Source organism: Maribacter sp. PR1 (assembly GCF_028464145.1).
In the GTDB taxonomy this organism is placed as follows: Bacteria; Bacteroidota; Bacteroidia; order Flavobacteriales; family Flavobacteriaceae; genus Maribacter.
In genome coordinates, this window is sequence record NZ_JAQPCG010000001.1 from 528989 (window position 1) to 551210 (window position 22222).

At 39.1% G+C, this 22222-nt stretch carries 19 protein-coding genes; 13 read left to right on the top strand and 6 right to left on the bottom strand.

Features of this window, described 5'->3' with window-relative positions; translation table 11 throughout:
* Positions 1-3: 3 nt before the first annotated feature.
* Both PP182_RS02245 and PP182_RS02250 read right to left on the bottom strand, forming a co-directional pair.
* The gene (locus PP182_RS02245) at positions 4-2229 is read right to left on the bottom strand and encodes a TonB-dependent receptor (RefSeq protein WP_272649702.1); all 2226 of its coding nucleotides are present in this window, start codon (positions 2227-2229) and stop codon (positions 4-6) included.
* Positions 2230-2336: 107 nt separating this feature from the next.
* Positions 2337-2777, bottom strand: a complete 441-nt coding sequence (locus tag PP182_RS02250) for a hypothetical protein (protein WP_272649703.1) — start codon at positions 2775-2777, stop codon at positions 2337-2339.
* A 113-nt stretch (positions 2778-2890) separates the two neighbouring features.
* Here PP182_RS02250 and PP182_RS02255 point away from each other — a divergent pair, with 113 nt between their 5' ends.
* Positions 2891-3406: a DUF456 domain-containing protein gene (locus PP182_RS02255; protein ID WP_272649704.1), complete on the top strand. Its 516-nt coding sequence runs from the start codon at positions 2891-2893 to the stop codon at positions 3404-3406.
* On the opposite strand, the gene PP182_RS02260 is transcribed toward PP182_RS02255, so the two are convergent.
* Together PP182_RS02260 and PP182_RS02265 are read right to left on the bottom strand one after the other, a co-directional pair.
* A complete protein-coding gene (locus tag PP182_RS02260) occupies positions 3403-3957 on the bottom strand; it encodes a nitroreductase family protein (protein WP_272649705.1) in 555 nt (184 codons plus the stop codon). The two genes, PP182_RS02255 and PP182_RS02260, sit on opposite strands and share 4 nt — an antisense overlap.
* Before the next feature lie 37 nt (positions 3958-3994).
* On the bottom strand, positions 3995-4882 hold the full coding sequence (locus PP182_RS02265) for a LysR family transcriptional regulator (protein ID WP_272649706.1): 888 nt from the start codon (positions 4880-4882) through the stop codon (positions 3995-3997).
* 86 nt (positions 4883-4968) lie between these two features.
* Between PP182_RS02265 and hutH the strand changes: the two genes are divergently transcribed.
* The 6 genes from hutH to PP182_RS02295 all read left to right on the top strand — a co-directional run bounded on the left by hutH (position 4969) and on the right by PP182_RS02295 (position 12771).
* Entirely contained in the window at positions 4969-6543 is a 1575-nt protein-coding gene (gene hutH, locus PP182_RS02270) for a histidine ammonia-lyase (RefSeq protein ID WP_272649707.1), read from the top strand.
* A gap of 3 nt (positions 6544-6546) precedes the next feature.
* A complete protein-coding gene (hutI, locus tag PP182_RS02275; protein WP_272649708.1) occupies positions 6547-7797 on the top strand; it encodes an imidazolonepropionase in 1251 nt (416 codons plus the stop codon).
* Positions 7797-9803, top strand: a complete 2007-nt coding sequence (locus PP182_RS02280; protein ID WP_272649709.1) for a urocanate hydratase — start codon at positions 7797-7799, stop codon at positions 9801-9803. The genes hutI and PP182_RS02280 overlap by 1 nt, the downstream gene beginning before the upstream one ends.
* Before the next feature lie 145 nt (positions 9804-9948).
* Positions 9949-10923, top strand: a complete 975-nt coding sequence (hutG, locus tag PP182_RS02285) for a formimidoylglutamase (protein WP_272649710.1) — start codon at positions 9949-9951, stop codon at positions 10921-10923.
* Between the two features lie 363 nt (positions 10924-11286).
* On the top strand, positions 11287-12492 hold the full coding sequence (locus PP182_RS02290) for a hypothetical protein (protein ID WP_272649711.1): 1206 nt from the start codon (positions 11287-11289) through the stop codon (positions 12490-12492).
* 51 nt (positions 12493-12543) lie between these two features.
* Positions 12544-12771 carry a hypothetical protein gene (locus PP182_RS02295; protein ID WP_272649712.1) on the top strand — a complete coding sequence of 76 codons (228 nt, stop codon included), beginning with the start codon at positions 12544-12546 and terminating at the stop codon, positions 12769-12771.
* Here the strand turns inward: PP182_RS02295 and PP182_RS02300 are convergent.
* Both PP182_RS02300 and PP182_RS02305 read right to left on the bottom strand, forming a co-directional pair.
* Complete coding sequence (locus PP182_RS02300) at positions 12764-13669, bottom strand: universal stress protein (RefSeq protein ID WP_272649713.1); 906 nt, start codon at positions 13667-13669, stop codon at positions 12764-12766. The two genes, PP182_RS02295 and PP182_RS02300, sit on opposite strands and share 8 nt — an antisense overlap.
* A gap of 86 nt (positions 13670-13755) precedes the next feature.
* Positions 13756-14445 carry a Crp/Fnr family transcriptional regulator gene (locus PP182_RS02305; protein ID WP_272649714.1) on the bottom strand — a complete coding sequence of 230 codons (690 nt, stop codon included), beginning with the start codon at positions 14443-14445 and terminating at the stop codon, positions 13756-13758.
* Positions 14446-14566: 121 nt separating this feature from the next.
* On the opposite strand from PP182_RS02305, the gene PP182_RS02310 reads away from it, so the two are divergent.
* The 6 genes from PP182_RS02310 to ccoG all read left to right on the top strand — a co-directional run bounded on the left by PP182_RS02310 (position 14567) and on the right by ccoG (position 22213).
* Entirely contained in the window at positions 14567-16963 is a 2397-nt protein-coding gene (locus PP182_RS02310; protein WP_272649715.1) for a heavy metal translocating P-type ATPase, read from the top strand.
* 94 nt (positions 16964-17057) lie between these two features.
* Complete coding sequence (gene ccoS / locus PP182_RS02315) at positions 17058-17261, top strand: cbb3-type cytochrome oxidase assembly protein CcoS (protein WP_272649716.1); 204 nt, start codon at positions 17058-17060, stop codon at positions 17259-17261.
* A 6-nt stretch (positions 17262-17267) separates the two neighbouring features.
* Entirely contained in the window at positions 17268-19469 is a 2202-nt protein-coding gene (gene ccoN, locus PP182_RS02320; protein ID WP_272649717.1) for a cytochrome-c oxidase, cbb3-type subunit I, read from the top strand.
* Positions 19470-19471: 2 nt separating this feature from the next.
* Positions 19472-19663: a CcoQ/FixQ family Cbb3-type cytochrome c oxidase assembly chaperone gene (locus PP182_RS02325; RefSeq protein WP_272649718.1), complete on the top strand. Its 192-nt coding sequence runs from the start codon at positions 19472-19474 to the stop codon at positions 19661-19663.
* Complete coding sequence (locus PP182_RS02330) at positions 19660-20643, top strand: cbb3-type cytochrome c oxidase N-terminal domain-containing protein (protein ID WP_272649719.1); 984 nt, start codon at positions 19660-19662, stop codon at positions 20641-20643. Before PP182_RS02325 ends, PP182_RS02330 begins: the two co-directional genes overlap by 4 nt.
* 151 nt (positions 20644-20794) lie before the next feature.
* On the top strand, positions 20795-22213 hold the full coding sequence (gene ccoG / locus PP182_RS02335; protein WP_272649720.1) for a cytochrome c oxidase accessory protein CcoG: 1419 nt from the start codon (positions 20795-20797) through the stop codon (positions 22211-22213).
* The last annotated feature ends 9 nt before the right edge of the window (positions 22214-22222 follow it).

A 22222-nucleotide genomic window follows, 5' to 3' on the forward strand; every position in this document is an offset into this window, starting at 1 on the left:
ATGCTAGAAGTTTACGGTAACTTTTCCCCTTAAATAAAAAGGTGTCCCCGGTGTAAAATGTATTTCCTCAACTGAAGCAGCCTCATTTAATAAACGACTTTCGGTGGCGAATTGCGTTTCGTTCCATGCTGTATCAAAAAGATTTTCCACGATTAACCCAAAGGTCCAGTTGTTTAAGCTATAATTTAACGTAGCATCGGTCACAAAATAACCTTCCGCCACAATCGAATTATCTTCATTTGCCGGTCTATCATCGATATATCTGTAATTAATGCTTCCGGATAGTCCTTGGCCCTCTCCTACAGTGATACCACCGGCCATAGTAAAATCTGGCGCAAGTGGAATATAATCTTCACCCCCAATTGCTTCGGTACTTCGGGCATGCGTATAATTCGCATCCGAATAGATATAAAGCCAATCCAAAGGCTGATACCGTGCACCTACTTCAATTCCCATTCTTTCGGTTTTACCACTGGGTTCCACAACACCGGCATCACCCACATAAACAAATTCCTGTTCCAGAAACAAGGTCCATAAAGTGGCGTTTAGCACCAACTTCTCCATTGGTTTTAAAATGGTTCCCAAATCAACGCCATAGGCAGCTGGCAGAATCTCCTCTCCTCCATTGGCGACCACGACCCGAGTATCATTGGAATGAAACCCTATTCCGGTTTTCAGAAAAAATTGTGTGCTTTCCGTTGGGCTGTAAATCGTATTGAACTTAGGGCTAAAAGCTACCTTTTCCTCACTACGGCTATTGTACTTTGTACTCAATTTATCTATGTAATCAAATCGAAAGTAATCCAAACGAACTGCTGGTTCAAAGGTAAATTCGCCCGATTTGAAAGATGCACCGGCAAACGCATAACTATTTAGCTCATCCACATCTCCAAAGGCAAATCGTTCCAACAGAACTTGCCGATTAAGTGTATGGGACAATTGATTGTCGTCCACATTATCATACCTAAAACCTATTCCCGCATTATAGCTAAAATCAAGCCCTCCCAAGGAAGCAAGATTGTTTTGAAATACACTTTTAGCCCCAGCCATAAAACGATCTTCAAATTGCCCGATTTGGTCTCCGTTTATTGCATCATCCAAAAAAAAGGTGAAATTGGAAAAAAGCTCAAAATCATAATGCGAAGCATACGCCATTGTATTCAAAGATTTTCCTGTTCCTATATTCTTGCTATGGTTTATGACAAAGTTTGTACGGCTGGTCTGACCTCCTTCCGTATCGTCAATAGCACCAAAACGACCGATTAAACCTTGATCTACGGCCCTTTGCGGAATTTGTCCCGAGGCATCCCATTTACTGGAAAAGTGGGACGCCGTAAAAATCAATTCCTGTTCACCTGGTATTGCATAGCGATATCTTCCCAAAAGATTGATCCTGTTAAAATTTTGAGGAGAGTCGAATGGACCATCGGTTAAGTACAACTCCGATGCCAAAAAGGCATTTTTATGCCGAGTATCCAGCACATTGAACATTCCCATGAATCTACGGGTCCCAAATTGCCCTGCCTCAGTAGAAACGAAACTCTTGTCCAAACTTTTTCTCAACTTTAGGTTGACATATCCCGAGGTATTAAAATTACCTTGATCGGCGTAAAAGGGTCCTTTACCAAAGTTGATATTTTCTATAGTTTCTGGTATTACAAAATGTAAATCGGCATAACCTTGTCCATGGGCGTGTGAAACCATGTTCACGGGCATACCATCTACATTAATTGCAACGTCTGTTCCATGATCCACATCAAATCCACGTAAAAAAATCTGTTCCGCCTTTCCTCCCCCGGCGTGTTGACCTATGATCAAACCCGGAACTTTCCTAAGAATTTCTTGTGAAGATTTTACAGGATTTGTCTTTACATCTACATCCACCAGTTTGCTCAAAGCGTCCACTTTGGAGACAAGAACCACTTGATCTAAGGATATGGAAGATTCTTCTAGGGTAATGGTTATCGGGTTTTGTAAATCTGATTGACTTATCACTCTAATCTTGGTGGCATATCCCAAAATAGAGAAATAAATGGTATCCTTTACAGCGGTTCCGTCGAGTACAAAATGCCCCGTAGCATCGGTATGACTATGTTGACCACTGGATTTGTTAAATATACCGGCATCCTCCAATGAAGAACCGGTTTCATTAACCAATTTTCCTTTTAAATTTTGTGCAGCAATAGTCCCCATGAAAAGCATGGCTATCGCTACTATAATATTTTTCATATTAAAGTATTTGATTATTGTTCAGCGTATTATTTTTAAAAAGAAAGTATAGCAGGGCACGTCCAGAATGGAAATCTGAAATCATTTTTTATTGGCCCATGTATACGCTAAACGCACTTGGGAGGGGGAGTATTTATATTAGGGTACCAAAAAAAGCTCATAAGATGGTAGTTCCATCTTGTTTTTTCATCAATTGGAAAACTATACATGTTTTTCACTACAAGCTCTTCTGAAATATGTTTATCTATTTTGAAATCTGGAGTACTTTTAGGTTCCTCTTTGTCTTTTTTATTGGCTTCTAACAATTCCTTTAATTCCTTTAGAGCATTATGCGAATGACCTGCCATTCCTTTTAAAGAACCATAATTCACGATTTCATGCCCAAATGCATAACTATGACTATGGGTTTTGGGCGCTAATATATGGGATACCTCATGAAAAGTTTCTAGCACCAATCCATTGAAAATACCTAGTAAATAAAACATACACATGAAGACCCCTCCTGTTCTAATGACGCTTTTATTGGTATATGTTCTATTTATTTTCAAAGGAAGGATGTTTGTTTTCAAAATACCTACGAAACATAAGACCCAAAGGTTTTATTTTAAATTTTGTTTGTAACAATTGTCGGGTAAATTTGTCTTACTATAAAATACCAGCCGTGGATATAGTATTGTTGATCATTGGATTTGTTTTCATGCTGATAGGTATCTTGGGTAGCTTTCTACCGGTACTACCTGGACCCCCATTGAGCTGGATAGGCCTTTTATTGCTATACCTTACAAAGGCGATTCCAAATAATTGGTGGGTTTTGGGTGTTACACTAGCCATTGCTTTAATCGTTTTTGCATTAGATTATGTGATACCGGCCATGGGCACCAAAAAATTTGGTGGAACAAGAGCTGGAGTTATTGGGACTACGATCGGACTGTTGATTGCTTTGGTGTTTCCAGTTCTCGGGCCATTAGGAATTATAATTTGGCCTTTTATTGGCGCTTTGGCCGGAGAATTATTAAACAAGGCCGATAAAAAGACGGCTACTCGAGCAGCTTTTGGTTCTTTTCTAGGTTTTTTAACAGGTACTTTTCTGAAGTTTGTGGTCGCTATCGTATACTTAGGATTATTCATCGCCACAGCCTGGGAATACAAATCGGCGCTGTTTCCCTATTTCGACTAATCCAACCAAGTCGTTTTTTCTGAAATTGGGGTTCTCGTTGTTACCGGCAATTCCCCATCAAAATAACCCATGTAGAAAAAACCTAGGCACCTTTCACCTTCGTTCAAGTCCAAAAACTCGCCCATATATTTAATGAGACCCGGGGAACTCCAGTATGCGCCAATACCCATTTCGGTGCAGCACAGCCACATATTTTGTGCCGCCATTGCAACTGCGGCAGTCTCTTCCCATTCAGGAAGACTTTCTTTCGGGTCCCTTTGCATACATATGGCAATTACCACTGCAGCTTTCTTAGGGTTTTCTTGCAGCTTCTTTATTTTCATTTGCTTGGGCCTAGGGTCCGATTCTTCATATTTTTTAGACAAGAATTCACCTAATCTAGTCTTCGCTTCACCTTGAATCACCTTAAATCGCCAAGGTTCGGTGTGTTTATGATTGGGAGCCCAGTTAGCAGCCTCCAAAATCCTTTCAATATCCTGTTTTAATATGGGTTGATCGTTATATTGAGGTGGAAAAACCGAACGCCTTTTTCGTATTAGGTCAAAAATCATATTATCATTTTAGAAGTGTAAAATTAAAAGGTTTCTTTCATGAATCAAATAATAGGTCCATACAGTTTTGAAGCACCGGATTCCTATTTTCTTTCTTCCATATTACCGATAACAAAGCCCTTTGTTTAATGTCCTTAAGCTCAATAAACTTCACACGCATTTGAAAACCATACTGTAAAGCTGTTGGTATGATGGCAATACCTAAATTATTCTCCACTAATTTAAAAATAGTCTGTGCATGGACGGATTTGTGGGATACTTTAGGCACAAACCCAGCATCGGAACATATACTCATAATGGTTTCATAGTAATATGGACTATAATCCTGACTGAACAAAATGAAATTATCCTCCACAAATCGCTCCATTCCTTCATATTCCCTGGTGAGCATGGGATAACTTTCCGGAAGAACCAAAGAAAAAGTGTCCTTGAAAACGGTCTTTTTATTCAATGCTGCCGGTACCTTCGCCAAACGAACAAACCCCATGTCCAATTCGTCCTTTAGCACTGCATCCACTTGGCTCAAATTGGAAAGCTCCTCCAAGGAAGTCTTAATTCTGGGGAGTTTCTCCTTTAATTTCAATAACAAAGAAGGAATAACATCCTGCATGGCCGAACCAAGGAATCCAATTCTTACTTCACCAGTGTCTCCTCCTCCTATTAATTGCAACTGTCGTTTGGTCTCCTTCAAGTGTTTAAAAATATCCTCAGCTTGGTGTTTCAAGTAATGCCCGGCCGGTGTCAACGAAACTTTCTTTTTATCTCGTATAAAAAGTTCCGCCTGCAAAATGGCCTCCATTTGTTTTATTTGCCTTGATAAACCGGGTTGTGATATAAAAAGCTTCTCCGCGGCCCTTCTAAAATGAAGTTCTTCTGCTACGGCCAAAAAATAGGTAAGATGTCGTAATTCTATATGAGAACTCATGGTTATCGATTATTCACAAAAATAGTATTGGTAATTATCAAACATAACAAATATCTTTATAAGAGGAAAATCCAAAATAGTAGTTTGTGGAATCGAATTCATTTAAATTAGGAGAGGGTTGGCTAACAGCCGGAATTGCATTGAACATCTGCAAGGGAAAAACTGGTATAGTATTGGACCAAGCAAGTCGGGACAAGGTTGAAAATAGTTGGCGTATTGTACAAAAAATAGTGGATAAGGGAAATCCTGTATATGGTATAAACACTGGTTTTGGGCCCCTTTGTACTACCAAAATTTCCAAAGCGGAGACCAAAATATTACAAACCAATATCCTAAAAAGTCATAGCGTAGGTGTAGGCAAACCTATTTCCATGGAATTGGTAAAAATCATGTTGATTTTAAAAGCCCATTCCTTGGCCAAGGGTTATTCGGGAATTGCTATCGCTACTTTGGAGCGTATTATCTGGCACATTGAACATGACGCTTTACCTATTGTTCCTTGTCAAGGTTCCGTTGGAGCGTCAGGAGACTTAGCCCCATTATCCCATTTATTTTTGCCCCTTATTGGATTGGGGAAAGTTGTATATAAAAATAGAGTCATAGAAACAAAGGAATTGTTTCAAGTCACCGGTCTTTCTAAATTGGATTTAGGTCCAAAAGAAGGTTTGGCCTTGATAAACGGAACACAGTTTATAGCCGCGCACTCCGTAAAGGTGATAGAAAAACTTCACTCCATACTTGCACAAGCGGATATCATTGGCGCCATGATGATAGAGGGTCTTCAAGGTTCCGTAAAACCATTTTATAAGGAACTTCATGGATTAAGGCCTTTTAAAGGTAATATTCATGTTGCCCGAAGGATAAAAAGACTATTAAAGGGTTCGGAGATCATGGAGGATCATATCGATTGTGATCGTGTACAAGATCCCTATTCACTACGTTGTATGCCACAGGTGCATGGTGCATCCCGTAACACATGGCTACATTTGAAAGAATTGGTGGAAACGGAGTTAAATTCCGTTACCGATAATCCTGTAATCATTGATGAGGAACTAACTATTAGCGGTGGTAATTTTCATGGCCAACCTCTGGCTATGGCATTGGATTATGCCTGTTTGGCCGCTTCAGAAATAGGGAATATTTCGGATAGGCGCATCTATTTAGCTTTGGAAGGCAATAGCCCGGGAGTCCCCAAACTGCTAATGAAAGATACGGGTATCAATTCCGGTTATATGATTCTACAATATACCAGTGCCGCCTTGGCCAGTGAGAATAAAGGCCTGTGTTTTCCATCCAGCGCGGATAGTATTCCAACCTCCTTAGGACAAGAAGACCATGTAAGTATGGGGTCTATAGGGGGAAGAAAGGCTTTACGGGTCATTAAGAACGTTGAAAAGATATTGGCCATTGAATTATTGACAGCAGCCCAGGCTTTTGAATTTCGTAAGCCCATGAAATCAGGTATATTTCTAGATGAAATTCATAAAACAGTTAGAAAAAAGGTATCGTTTGCAGATAAGGATCGGGTATTTTCGGATGACATAGAAAAAGGGATTGAAATAATTAGAAATAAAACGATTATTTCAGTAATAGATACTATTGAAAAGAAAAAGAACATATCACTCAAAACCAAATATTCAGAACAATTTGAACACTATTAGAGTATGAACGAACTAAAACTAATTGGACCGCTCAGACAACTTCTCACTATGGAGGCGCTACCTTTGAAAGGCTCACTTTCGGATAGCCAGCTTCAAATTGTAGAGCAGGCAGGTATATTGATTTCTGAGGGAAAGATTTTAGCCACGGGACCTTTTGAACGCTTAAAAAATGATTATTCCAAAGCTGAATTATACGAACTAAAAGGAGACCATGTATGTCTTCCTGGTTTTATAGACGCCCATACCCATATTTGTTTTGGGGGAAACCGGGCAAACGATTATGCTTTACGGAATTCGGGAAAAACGTATTTGGAAATTGCCAAGTCGGGAGGCGGTATTTGGGATACGGTGACGCAAACAAGAAAGGCAGGTAAAGCGGAATTAATCAAGAAAACAACAAAACTGGCCAATCGCCATCTCAAAACCGGAGTAACCACTTTGGAAGTAAAAAGTGGATATGGTCTTTCGGTGGACGAGGAAATCAAAATGCTGGAGGTAATTAAGGAGGCGAACAATACAATTCCATCGGATTTAATAGCTACCTGTCTAGCCGCTCATATGTTTCCAAAAGATTATGTAGGAACCAAACAGGAGTATTTGGAGGAACTATCGACTTGCCTTTTACCAAAGATAAAAGAAGAAAGCCTAGCGAATAGAATTGATGCCTTTATTGAGGAAAGTGCCTTTACAGCAGAAGATATTGCTCCCTATTTTAGTAGTGCAAAAAAACTCGGTTTTGATATTACCGTACATGCAGACCAATTTACAACGGGTGGCAGTAAGGTTGCCGTTGACTTTGGAGCAATTAGTGCCGATCATTTGGAAGCAAGTACGAATGAAGAGATTAAATTGCTGGCCCAAAGCAACACCATTGCAACGGCCTTACCCGGGGCATCGCTTGGACTTGGTTGTGGTTTTACTCCAGCCAGAAAATTATTGGATGCCGGAGCTACTCTGGCTATCGCCAGTGATCATAACCCCGGCTCTGCCCCTATGGGTGACTTGTTGACCCAAGCTGCCATTTTAGGAGCTTTTGAAAAACTATCCAATGCAGAAGTTTTGGCCGGAATTACGATAAGAGCAGCTGCGGCACTCAATCTAAAGGACAGGGGCAAACTAGCCAAAGGTATGTTGGCGGATTTTAGCCTTTTTCATACGAACAACTACCAAGAAATTCTCTACAACCAAGGAAATTTAAAACCCTGTATGGTTTGGAAGGAAGGAAATTTAGTTTTTAATAAACACAAGACTTGATGGATTTTAAGACAGAAATTTTAACCGGTATACCAAACAAATTACCTAGTAAGAAAAAACGTTCGAACACACGTAGCCATGCACCAAAAAGAAAGGATATGCTATCCTTGGAAGAAAAGAAATTGGCCATACGAAATGCCCTTCGTTATTTCCCTAAGGAATGGCACCTAGAATTAGCCAAGGAATTTGCTAAGGAACTCGAAGAATTTGGTCGTATATATATGTATCGTTTTATACCGAACTATACCATGTATGCCCGACCAATTTCCGAATATCCAGCAAAAAGTGCACAAGCAGCAGCGATAATGCTGATGATTCAGAACAATTTGAATCCAGATGTGGCGCAACACCCGGAAGAATTAATCACATATGGTGGAAACGGTGCCGTTTTCCAAAACTGGGCGCAATACTTGCTGACTATGCAGTTTTTAGCTACTATGACAGATGAGCAAACACTTCATATCTATTCGGGTCATCCCATGGGACTGTTCCCCTCCTCAAAAAATGCACCAAGAGTTGTCGTAACTAATGGAATGATGATTCCAAATCATTCCAAACCGGACGACTGGGAAATATACAATGCGCTGGGGGTAACCCAATATGGTCAAATGACGGCTGGTTCTTACATGTATATTGGCCCGCAAGGCATTGTACATGGTACTACAATTACAGTAATGAATGCGTTTAGAAAAGTATTAAAGGAAGGTGAGTCTTCTAAAGGTAAAATATTCCTGACCGCTGGTCTAGGTGGTATGAGTGGTGCTCAACCTAAAGCAGGGAATATTGCCGAATGTATTACCATTTGTGCAGAAGTAAACTCCAGTGCCGCCCAAAAGAGATTTGAACAAGGCTGGGTAGACGAGCTACTGGAGGATATCGATCAATTGGTGGAACGAATTAAATTGGCAGTCAAAAACCAAGAAGTTGTTTCCATTGCTTATATCGGCAATGTGGTTCATGTTTGGGAGCGACTATACGAAGAGAATATTTTTGTCCATTTGGGATCTGACCAAACCTCATTACACAATCCTTGGGCCGGAGGCTATTATCCTGTGGACCTTGGTTTTGAAGAATCCAACGAACTTATGAGTTCCAACCCGAAACTTTTTAAGGAAAAAGTCCAAAATTCCCTGAGAAGACACGCCGAAGCCATCAACAAACATACGGCAATGGGTTGTTACTTTTTTGATTATGGCAATGCCTTTCTATTGGAAGCATCAAGAGCTGGTGCGGACGTGATGGCGGAAAACAGAATTGATTTCAAATATCCTTCCTATGTACAGGATATTTTAGGGCCTATGTGTTTTGATTATGGGTTTGGCCCTTTCCGATGGGTTTGTACTTCGGGCAAACCGGAAGATTTACGCAAAACGGACCAAATTGCCTTGAAGGTGATGCGAGAAATAAAAACAGGCGCACCCAGAGAAATTCAACAACAGATGCAGGACAATATTAAATGGATAGAGGAGGCTGAAAAAAATAAATTAGTGGTGGGTTCGCAAGCCAGAATACTCTATGCCGATGCCGAGGGAAGGGCTTCCATAGCGGAAGAGTTTAATTGGTCCGTAAAATCTGGTGAAATTTCGGCTCCTATCGTTTTGGGTCGAGATCACCATGATGTAAGTGGAACGGATAGTCCTTATCGGGAAACCAGTAATATTTACGATGGCAGCAAATTTACGGCAGACATGTCCATTCACAATGTAATTGGTGACAGTTTTAGAGGAGCAACTTGGGTATCTATTCACAATGGCGGTGGCGTAGGATGGGGGGAAGTCATCAATGGAGGTTTTGGTATGGTTTTGGACGGCTCCGAAACTACCTCAAGAAAACTAAAGAGTATGCTTTTCTTTGATGTAAACAACGGTATCGCGAGAAGAAGTTGGGCCAGGAATAAAGAAGCTATTTTTGCCCTTAAAAGGGAGATGAAAAGGACTCCAGAATTAAAAATAAATTTACCTAACTTCGTAGAGAATTCCTTAATCAACAGTCTTTTTGGTAAGTAAACCTTTAATTTTAAAAGGTTTAGTAAAATATTATTCACCCTTGAAGAATTAACGTAAAGAAAAATCAATGGTTAATGAATTATCAATTCTGTGAATAATTCTTCAGCCTAGAATCATTTTTTTTATAGTTGAGCAATAAGAAATTATGAGTGATTATTCAGAAACATTAAATAGTTTGTATTCGGGAAGAAAGTCCGAAAAAGAATTGTACCTGCATGAAAAAATTTCTTGTACAACCCCAACAAGTTTGGATATTGAAACAATATCCAGAGCGTTTGCTATTTTAGGGTATTCCTGTGAAGAAGGAGTTAAAAGAAACCAAGGTCGCATTGGAACTGCAAAAGGCCCAGATGCTATACGACAACAATTGGGGCGCCTTCCGAACCACTTAAAAAATGATTGCAAAATATATGATGTAGGAAGTGTTTACTGTACCGGTGGGGATTTGGAGAAAACACAAGAACACCTAACGGAAACTCTAACCGAAATCATGGACAAAAATCATTTCCCTATAGTTCTTGGTGGTGGTCATGATATGGCTTATGGCACATATACAGGTCTTAAAAAACATCTCAATAAAACAAAATCTATAGGTATCATAAATTTTGATGCACATTTCGACTTAAGAAATAACGAAGTTGAAGACAATCAAGTTCCCAGTAATTCTGGCACCCCATTTTTCCAAATAGCCCAAGACTGTACAATAGATGATTCCCCATTTAAATATTTATGTTTAGGCATTAGAAAGGATGCTAACGACCGAACCTTGTTTGAGACAGCGAAGAATTTGGGTGTACAATATATTATGAGGGACACCTTTAGAATTCAATTTCATAATGAAATAAATGCTTGGATAAACGCATTTACAAATAGTGTTGATCACGTCTACGTAACCATAGACCTCGATGGTTTTTCATCTGCTTATGCTCCTGGGGTAAGTGCCCCTTCGCCTATGGGTTTTACTCCAGATGTTGTCTTGGAGTCCTTAAAAACCATAATGGGTTCCGGCAAACTCAAGGCCTTGGATATTGCAGAATTAAATCCAGATTTCGATGTTGACAATCAGACTGCTAAACTTGCCGCTTCCCTTGTACATTACGTTATCCACAATCTTCCTTAAGAGACCTCACAGAAAACAAAAAAAGCCTCCCAAATGGAAAGCCTTTCATTGGTTATCATTAGTTTAAAAACTAATCAATACCATGGTCCCAAAATTTCTTTTGAGACACAACACAACAGGACAAAGATAAGAAAGGTAATTCAATATTTCACTTTGCCCTTGAAATAATCAATGACAAAGTGTTTCATTTCTTCTAGCACTGGTAATTTGCCTACTTCTTATTTAATCGTTTAATTACTTTTTTATTAGATATATATCGGATACGAGGATAGTTATCGAAAATAATCACGGCTAAACGAGACTTCGTAGCTACGTAGACTTCTACTTGTAAATTGTTCGTCCAAATCCACCTAAACCTACCTGATGAATTTCAAGTTCAGTCTTCTAACCATTGTCTTTATTTCTATTATCTCCTGTCAAAAAGATGGCGTTACTACGATTCATGAAGACCTTCAGGTTGTGCTAGATGAAGCGATGGAAAACAACCCAACCGGATTACACGAAAAAGTTTCATCTCCCAATCTAGACCTAACCAACTGGATTCAAAATAGACAGCAGTCGACCGGACTTTTGGAAAGTTCTGAAAATTCTGACTTCACTTCCCTGTACGATAATGCCTTGGCAGCTATTTTTTTTATAAACGAGGGGCAAAAAGAAAACGCCGAAAAAATATTCGACTATTACCTATCGATAAGTGAAACAGAACTTCAACAAAATGGAGGTTTTTACCAGTTCAGGAAATCCGATGGAACACATCCGGAAAGGATTTGGATGGGAGACAATGCCTGGATATTAATTGCATTGAACCATTATTCGGATAAATATCAATCATCTCAATATGATAACCTAGCACAACAATTAGAAAATTGGTTGCGTTCCCTACAGGTTGAAGGAGGGGGCTTACTGGGCGGTATTAATTCGGATGGCTCTGAAATACCCTTAGTTACCGAAGGGGTTATAACTGCTTTCCATGCCGTAAGGGGATATGATGAATTTCATAAAAATATTTTATTCTTCTTAGGTCAGAATAGATGGGACGCGGACTTGGGTTTATTAATGGCATGGCCAGAAAATCCTGAGTACACTTATGCCCTTGACGTACTTTCTTTGAGTAAAGGTATTTTTAAGGATTTATCGGATGATGTACTTTTTCAAGCCAACCGATTTCTAAACGAACAAACAGCAACAATTACCGGAGAAACTATATCCGGATATTGTTTCGATGAAGATAAGGATGTTGTTTGGTTAGAGGGTACAGCTCAAATGGCCGTTGCTTTTAATGGAATACAAAGGTTCGACCTTTCAAAAAAAATCATTGACAATTTAGAAAAAACAATCATAAATAGTACTATAACACAGAATTCGAAAGGTCTTCCATACACAGCAAATTACGGAACCTCCTATGGAGAAAGTATGTTATGGGATCATACCGACATTACCCCTGCCCTTTCCGCTACCATTTGGTATAGTTTTGCCAAAACTGGCTTTAACCCTTTTCAACTGGACCAAAAAAGCATGATTCCCGAAGAGGATAAATTTTGGTTACAAAATCAAACGGCCAAGTTTTAAAATACCTTTAACGCTATCATTACAAGCTTTAAGCTATCTTAAGCATAAAAAATGAAAGATTCTATTTACGTTTGGGTATTGATTACAACCTTGGCACTAGTAACGGTAACTATTATGTCGGTCATGAACTTCCCCTTTAATTGGGTATTTTATGGTACCATTTTAGGACAAACACTTATAATTTTTATGGTGTATAAGGTATTGACCGAAAACTATAGCACAAACAAGACCTTCGAAGATTTTTATGAAGACGCACCTATTGGCGATAGGCTTAATTAGACATTAGAACATTATCTCGATTATTCGTTTCGGTAAAATTAGAGGCCATACCCAATTCTGGAATTACCAACAAAGGTATTTGCGTATGAAAGGCAACCCTTTTTACAACAGGCTCCCTGATTAATTGTTCCATATAACTGTGTTGATAGTTCAACATGGCCAAAAGATGAATATCCATTTCTTTGGAGAATAGTTCCAATGTTTTTGAAATGGAGTTCAATTCCGAAACGGTATGGACATAGTGCTCTACATCGCCCAAATACTTGCGTAACATATCCAAATTAAATTGCTGAAGTTCCGTTAAGGTTTTTATTTGGTATTGAACATGAACAATCCGTACCGTAGCATCAAATAGTTTTGCCAACTCGATCAGTGGTCTCAGTTCCGACTTAGTATAAAATCGTGTAAAGTCAGTAGCAAAGGCAATCTCCGTCGGTTTTTTAAAATCAAAATTTTGGGGTATGGCCAATACAGGACAATCCTTTACGGATTTTATGACCCGTACTGCATTACTTCCCATAAACACCTCTTCCATTCCGGTTGCGCCCGTTGTTCCCATGATAACTAAATCAATGTTGTGGGTGGATATACTTTCTAAAACCTCATCTACCAACAGACTAAATGATGATATAGTTTTAAAATGATGCTTTTCATTGTTGAATTCCTTTTTAACTCGAATTAAAAGGTCATCCAATCCTTTTTTAGAATACTTTGCAGCGCTATTGGCCATCATATTTTCCTCAAAAGAGGCAGCCATGAATCGACTTCCGGCAATAGCAGGGGTATAGGTATTCAATAAATGAAAATTACATTCCTGACCCCAAAACATGGATATCGCATACCGCAAGGCATTACATGAATTCTCTGAAAAGTCTGTGGGTATTAAAATATTTTTCATCCAATTTCATCTTTTTAACGATGATAAAATTAGATGGCTTAGCCAAAGCAAACTATGACATATGTCAGCTTTTAAAATTAGTGCAGTTAAAAACCTTCAACCAAGTTATTCAAGGCTTTTTCATCGATGATACCAATTCTTTTTCCAGAAGTCTTTAGATATCCTTTTTTCTTGAATTCGGATATAATTCGGATACAGGATTCAATCGCTGTGCCTACAACATTGGAAATATCCTCCCTAGAGAGTACCAATTTCAAATAACCCTCTTCGTCCTCCCCAAAATTAGTCTTCAAGTAGATAAAGGCCTCGGCAATACGTTGTTTTACGTTTTTTTGGCTCATGTTCACGATAACATCATCCGCTTCTTTTAAATCGTGGGCCATATGCCTTAAAACCTCTAATGTAAAATTGGGATTGGTATGTAATGTAGAAACAATCCCATCTTTTGGGATAAAACATACTTCCATATCACTTACGGCGACCGCGCTTAAGTTTACACTTTCTTCCGCTACTACGGAGCGTTGACCAATTACTTCACCTTTACTGGCCAATTTCACAATTTGATCCTTCCCGTTGGCACTTAATTTGGATAGTTTGGAAATACCATCACGAACACAAAATACACCGTCCAGTTTTTCACCTTCCCTAAAAATAGATTCGCCTTTTTTAATGGTTTTTGTAGTTTTTGAATCGGATACCCGCTTTAGTTCTTCCTTGGACATAGCCCGCAAGGAGTTGAACTGACGGACAATACAATTTTCACATCTGCTTTCCATTTCATTCTGATTTACCTGACTTCGCAAATTTAACACCTTAAAAGTAGGTAAAAACTGATAATTATCATATTTTAAAAGCGATTGAAACTAAACCTTTGCCCTAGGTATTAGCAAATGGATTATGGAAAAGCAAAACTGTTATCACTGTGGTGACGATTGCGGTTCCGATTGTATTGAATATGACCAAAAATGCTTCTGTTGTAACGGCTGCAAAACGGTATATGAGATTTTTTCGGAAAACAATCTTTCCTATTATTATGATCTTCAATCTTCCGCAGGGTCTACTCCTGCAAAAATTGAGGGGAAATATGACTTTCTAGAAACGGAGAGTATTGTTGAACGGTTGACGGAGTTCAATGATGGCAATATTCAAATTGTAAACCTCTATATACCCTTAATTCATTGCAGTTCCTGTATTTGGATCCTTGAAAACATGAACAAACTGAACCTGTTCATTAGTTCTTCCCAAGTAAATTTTTCTGAAAAAACAGTCCGTATCACTTACAACTGTCGAAAAACAACTTTAAAGGAGGTCGTACTTTTACTTGCCAAAATTGGATATGAACCCTATATATCGTTAGAGGATTTTGATGGTAAGAAGAAACAGATAGACCGCAGCCTAATCTACAAACTTGGAGTGGCGGGCTTTGCATTTGGCAACGTAATGTTCTTATCCTTTCCAGAATATTTTGATTTGAATTCAAGTGAAGCTGCAGGCGGTGAGTTTTGGCTCAACCAATACCAAAGCGTATTTAGATGGTTAATGTTTGCCTTTTCCTTACCGGTCGTTTTCTATGCAGGATCAGACTATTTCATATCCGCCTATAAAGGATTACGCTCTAAAATTTTAAATATTGATGTCCCCATAGCCTTAGGTGTTCTTGTACTTTTTTTAAGGAGTACCTTGGAAATAATTTTTGATTGGGGAAGTGGTTTTTTCGACTCGCTTACCGGGCTGGTCTTTTTCTTATTGCTGGGCAAGTTCTTCCAACAAAAAACCTACTCCTTCCTTTCTTTTGAAAGGGATTATAAGTCTTATTTCCCCATAGCCGTAACTCGAATCAACAAAGACGGAAAAGAAGAGAGCACCCAAGTTCATGAAATTAAACAAGGAGATAGACTACTCATTAGAAATGAGGAACTTATTCCTGTTGATGGTGTTCTTTTTAAAGGAAGGGCACAAATCGACTATAGTTTCGTTACCGGAGAATCTGTACCGGTCGAAATTGAATTTGGAGACAAAGTCTTTGCCGGTGGCCGACAAATGAACGGTTCAATAGAGGTGGAAGCCTTAAAATCTGTTTCGCAAAGTTACCTCACCCAACTCTGGAGCAACTCGGTCTTTAAAACGGATAAATCAACCCGATTCCAAACGATTACGGACAGTATTGGCAAAAGATTTACTGTAGGAGTTCTTACAGTAGCGTTTCTTGCAACGTTTTTTTGGCTATTCCAAGACCCTAGCCGAGCAATGAATGTCTTTACGGCCGTACTCATTATTGCATGCCCTTGTGCCATTGCGTTGGCCTCACCCTTCACTTTGGGAAACATGCTACGTATTTTTGGACAGAAGAAATTTTACCTTAGGGATACTAATGCCTTAGAGCAATTAGCAAGGGTAGATACCGCAATTTTTGACAAAACAGGTACCATTACCACGGCAAAAAGAAGTACGGCCACGTATGAAGGTATGCCATTGACCCAAGAAGAAGAATCACTTCTTAAAAATACACTTCGCGCTTCGAATCACCCTTTAAGCAGAACATTATATGATATACTGTCAGATTACAATATAATTACATTGGACGATTATGAAGAACATTTAGGTAAAGGTCTGGAAGGAAGTAAAGGGGACAAATATATCAAAATAGGTTCTTCAGAATTTGTGGGTAACATGGAGGTATCCGATAGTCTGAATACAGCGGTTCACGTTGCCAGTAATAACAGCTACAAAGGCAAGTATGTTTTTCACAATGAATATAGGGAAGGGGTTTCAAAAGTATTCGAAGAAATGTCAGATGCTCTACAGCTCGCTATTTTATCAGGAGACAACGAAGGAGAAAAAGCAAACCTGGAAAAATTGTTGCCAAAACTTACTCCTTTGTATTTCAATCAAAAACCGGAAGACAAACTAGCTTTTATCACTTCACTTCAAGACCAAGGCAAAAAAGTATTGATGGTCGGGGACGGATTAAATGACGCAGGGGCATTGGCTCAAGCAGAAGTAGGTATTGCCATCTCGGAAAACATCAACGTTTTTTCACCAGCCTGCGATGGTATCATGGATGCATCAAAATTCAAACAGCTATACCAATATATTGTGGCTTCCAAAAAAGCTATGAAAATTATAAAACTTAGTTTTTTATTGTCACTACTCTATAACGTGGTGGGCCTTTATTTTGCTGTCACGGGTCAATTAGAACCTGTAATCGCCGCCATTTTAATGCCCTTAAGTTCTATAAGTGTTGTTGTATTTACCACGGTAATGACCAATCTTTTAGGAAGAAAATTGGATTGACCATAAAAAGGATAGCATAAAATTTTTAAAACTGATAAATGTCATATTTAAAAGGAATCATCAACGGTAATTTTACCCCGAAATTCAGGTAGGTATGAGTGTAATTTATGTGTTATTGGCCATTAGTATAACGGTCGCAATTGTGTTTTTTATCGCATTTATCCTTTCGGTAAAAAACGGTCAATATGATGACTCTTATACGCCATCTGTAAGAATGCTTTTTGAAGATGAGCTTGTTAAACAGAAAAAGGATTTACAGCAATCTAATTTGGATACATCAATAGAATCAAATAACTAATCAACTATGGAAGTACAGCAGTTTTATTACGATAACAAAATCGTAAAAAAGTTTATTTACGCCACAATGCTCTGGGGCATTGTTGGTATGTCCGTTGGCCTTTTATTGGCTTTTATGTTCCTGTTCCCGAATGTTACGGACGGAATTTCATGGCTAAGTTTTGGTCGTTTAAGACCATTGCACACGAACGCGGTCATCTTCGCCTTTGTAGGTAATGCAATTTTTGCCGGTGTTTATTACTCAACACAGCGGCTTTTGAAAGCAAGAATGTTCAGTGACATTCTTAGTAACATAAACTTTTGGGGCTGGCAATTGATTATCGTTGCCGCGGCAATTACACTTCCTTTAGGCTTTTCTACCTCAAAGGAATATGCCGAACTGGAATGGCCCATAGATATTGCCATTGCCATTATATGGGTTGCTTTCGGTGTTAACCTTATTGGTACAATGATCAAAAGAAGACAGCGCCATTTATATGTTGCCATTTGGTTCTATTTGGCCACATTTGTAACGGTAGCTGTTCTTCACATTTTCAATAGTTTGGAATTACCCGTGAGTGCATTAAAAAGTTATTCGGTGTATGCTGGTGTACAGGATGCTTTGGTACAGTGGTGGTACGGACACAATGCCGTGGCCTTTTTCTTAACCACTCCATTTTTGGGGCTTATGTATTATTTTGTGCCTAAAGCAGCGAACAGACCCGTTTATTCCTATAAACTGTCTATTGTTCACTTTTGGTCCTTGATATTTATTTATATCTGGGCAGGACCTCATCACTTGTTATATTCTGCCTTACCAGATTGGGCACAAAACCTTGGAGTCGCTTTTTCAGTGATGCTCATTGCGCCATCCTGGGGTGGTATGATCAACGGTCTATTGACCTTAAGAGGTGCTTGGGACAAGGTTCGTACGGATCCTACTTTAAAGTTTATGGTAGTAGCTATTACAGGCTACGGTATGGCAACTTTTGAGGGCCCTATGCTATCCTTGAAAAATGTAAATGCCATTGCGCATTTCAGCGACTGGATTATAGCACACGTACATGTTGGAGCTTTGGCTTGGAACGGATTCCTAACCTTTGGTATGATTTATTGGTTGGTACCTAAAATGTTTAAGACCCGATTGGCATCTACGGGATTGGCCAACTTCCATTTCTGGATTGGAACTTTAGGAATTATATTATACGCTCTTCCAATGTATGTTGCCGGGTTTACACAAGCTTTGATGTGGAAGGACTTTAATCCAGATGGAACGTTAGTGTACGGTAACTTCTTGGAAACGGTAAACGAAATAATGCCTATGTATTGGATGAGGGCCATTGGCGGTAGTCTTTACATTGTTGGTGCTCTTGTCATGGTCTATAATGTTGTAGTTACCATAAAATCAGGTCAAAAAGTTGAGGATGAATTGGCAGAAGCAGCAGCACTTACAAGGGTTTCTAAAAGTAGAACTGCTGGTGAAACATTCCACACCTGGTTGGAACGTAAACCGATACAATTAACAATTTTGGCTACGGTAGCCATCCTTATTGGAGGTATCATCCAAATTGTACCCACGATTCTGGTAAAATCAAATATACCAACCATCACCAGTGTAAAACCATACACGCCATTGGAACTTGAAGGTAGAGACCTTTATATTCGAGAGGGTTGTGTGGGCTGTCACTCTCAAATGGTCAGACCTTTTAGAAGTGAGGTTGAGCGATATGGGGAATACGCCAAAGCTGGGGAGTTCGTTTATGACCATCCATTCTTATGGGGAAGTAAAAGAACAGGTCCGGACTTATTAAGGGTCGGTGGCAAATACACGGACAACTGGCACTTAAACCATATGTACGATCCACAGACCACTTCCTCTGGTTCTATTATGCCATCCTATTCTTGGTTAATAAGAAACAAGCACGATCGCAGCGGGATTAGGGAAAAGATGGAGGCCATGGTCACCTTGGGAGTTCCTTACACCGAGGAAGACATTGCCAATGCTGAGGCCAACATGAACGAGCAAGCTACACAAATAGAGAAAAACCTATATAGCGATCCGGATTTTGCTTCCACATATGAGGCGGATAAAAAATATGCCGCTGAAAATGGAGAAGAATTCGTAGAGATGCGAGATAGAGAAATTGTATCCTTGATTGCCTACCTACAGCGATTGGGAACAGATATTAAGATAAAAGAAACAAACGAACTAATCTCAGAAAACAAATAACCATGCTCAAATTTGTAAAAGGATATATGGAAAACATTGAGGGGGTAGCCACCTACCCAATGTTATCATTATTGATTTTCTTCGTCTTTTTTGTATTACTGTTTTGGTGGGTCTTCACCGCATCCAAGGATTACATTAAAGAAGTAAGTGAGATTCCATTAGAGAATAACAACCAACAAAATATTGAATTATGAAGAATCTAGGACCTTGGTGGATTAGACTTCCACTACTCTTTTTTGCGACTTTTGGATTGATGGAGTTTTTCATTGACTCGGGAGACAAACCGGCATTTATTGAATATCCAATCGCGTCTTTATTCTTGGGGTTTATTTTACTACTCCTTATTGGAATAGAGTTAATCTTGGCCTCCATTGAAAATGTAATGTACCAAACGCTATCAGATGAGGCAAAAGAACGCTACTTGGCCTCAAAGGAAAAAGGAACGGAATGGACTTGGGGAAAAAAGACCTACAAAAATTTATTGGGGTCTAAGCCTATTGAAGCTGAAGGGGAAATCATCTTGGACCATAATTATGACGGTATTCGAGAACTGGACAATAAATTACCACCGTGGTGGGTCTATATGTTCTATGCGACCATCATTTTTGGTTTGGTTTATTTAGTCAGATTCCACGTTTTCAACGATTATGATCAAGATACCGAATACTTAACGGAAGTCACCCTTGCGGAAGCCGAAATAGCGGAGTACAAAAAGAATGCTAAAGATTTGGTGGATGTGAACACTGTTGAACTATTAACCGATGCCTCTGATATTGCCGCTGGCAAGGCTGTTTTTGAATCTAACTGTGTTGCCTGTCATATGGCAGATGGTGGAGGAGGAATTGGTCCAAATCTTACGGACCAGAACTGGATATTGGGCGGTGATATTAAAACGGTCTTCAATACCATTTCAGAAGGAGGACGAGACGGTAAAGGGATGATTGCTTGGAAACAAAGCCTTAAACCCGTAGAAATGGCTCAGGTAGCAAGTTATGTCTTGAATTTTCAAGGAACCACCCCTGCAAATCCAAAAGCACCGGAAGGGGATATTATCATAAGTCCACATATGAATGTTGAAGGTGCCCCAGCCGTAGACTCTGTAAAAATAGAGGTTGAAGTGGACAGTTTGGAGTTTATTAAATCCATTGACGAGGAAGGTACTGTAATAAAGTAACGGTATCAAAATTGAAAAACCACATGTCAATAATAGAATTGGCATGTGGCGTTCAATTGAAATAATTCATAAAATAATAACAAGTAAGCAATTTAACAACCCCGACCAAAAACAACTATCCCTAATAATGAATAAGGCAAACTAATTTGTAATGGCACAGGATCAAGAAAACTTTAGGGATTCCATAGGAACTATAAACGAGGAAGGAAAAAGGGCTTGGGTCTTTCCCAAGAAACCAAGTGGGAAATTTTATGAATATCGGAAATATGTTAGTTACTTTCTATTGGCATTTCTATTCGCCGCACCATTTGTAAAGATTAATGGCAACCAATTTTTAATGTTCAATGTGTTGGAACGTCGTTTCAATATATTTGGATTTCCTTTTTGGCCTCAAGATTTTCATCTGTTCGTTATCTCCATGATAATTGGGGTGATATTCATTGCACTATTCACAGTTGCCTTTGGCCGTATTTTCTGTGGTTGGATGTGTCCGCAGACTATTTTCATGGAGATGGTCTTTAGAAGAATCGAATATTGGATAGATGGGGACCGTGGTGCCCAGATGAAATTGGACAGGCAGCCATGGAACGCAGAAAAAATAAGAAAACGAGTACTTAAGTGGATTATATTCTTCATCATATCGTTCCTTATAGCTAATGTTTTCCTGGCTTATCTCATTGGAAGTGACCGATTGATAAGATATGTCACGGAAGGACCTTTTCAACATTTAAGCACGATTGTCTCCCTTCTTATATTCACCGGGGTTTTCTACTTTGTTTTTGCTTGGTTCAGGGAGCAGGTATGTATCATAGCATGTCCCTATGGTAGAATGCAAGGGGTTTTGCTAGACAATAAGTCCATCATCGTGGCCTACGACCATAAACGAGGTGAAGCAGAGAACGGAAGAAAGAAATGGAGAAAAAATGAGGACAGAAAGGAACTTGGTTATGGTGACTGCATCGATTGCTCACAGTGTGTAAACGTTTGCCCTACCGGAATCGACATTAGAAACGGAACACAATTAGAATGCGTTAATTGTACTGCCTGTATTGATGAATGTGATACCATTATGGAAAAGGTTAACCTTCCCAAAGGTTTGATCAGGTATGCCAGTGAGAATGAAATAACAAAGAAGGAAAAGTTCAGATTCACCCCAAGGTTAAAAGGCTATTCCGCAGTGCTCGTAATTTTAATTGGCGTATTGGTGGGTATGATGTTCTTAAGAAATAATTTGGAAGCTAACATCTTAAGATTGCCAGGACAACTTTATGAGCATAAGGAAGGTAATATCATTAGTAATGTATACACTTACAAATTGATAAACAAAACCACCAAGGATGTAGAAGACGTAAGTTTCAAACTTATGTCGCACAAAGGTACTGTGAAATTGGTCCGAAATGAAAACTTTGAAGTGCCTGCCCAAGACTTGGCAGAAGGAACACTTTTTATCGAAATCAACAATGCGGCCATAAAAAGTGACAAAGAAAAATTGAAAATTGGAGTATATAGTGGAGATAAGCTCATAGAGACCACCATGTGCTCTTTTATGGCGCCTAGAAGCTATAATTGACTAGTAAAA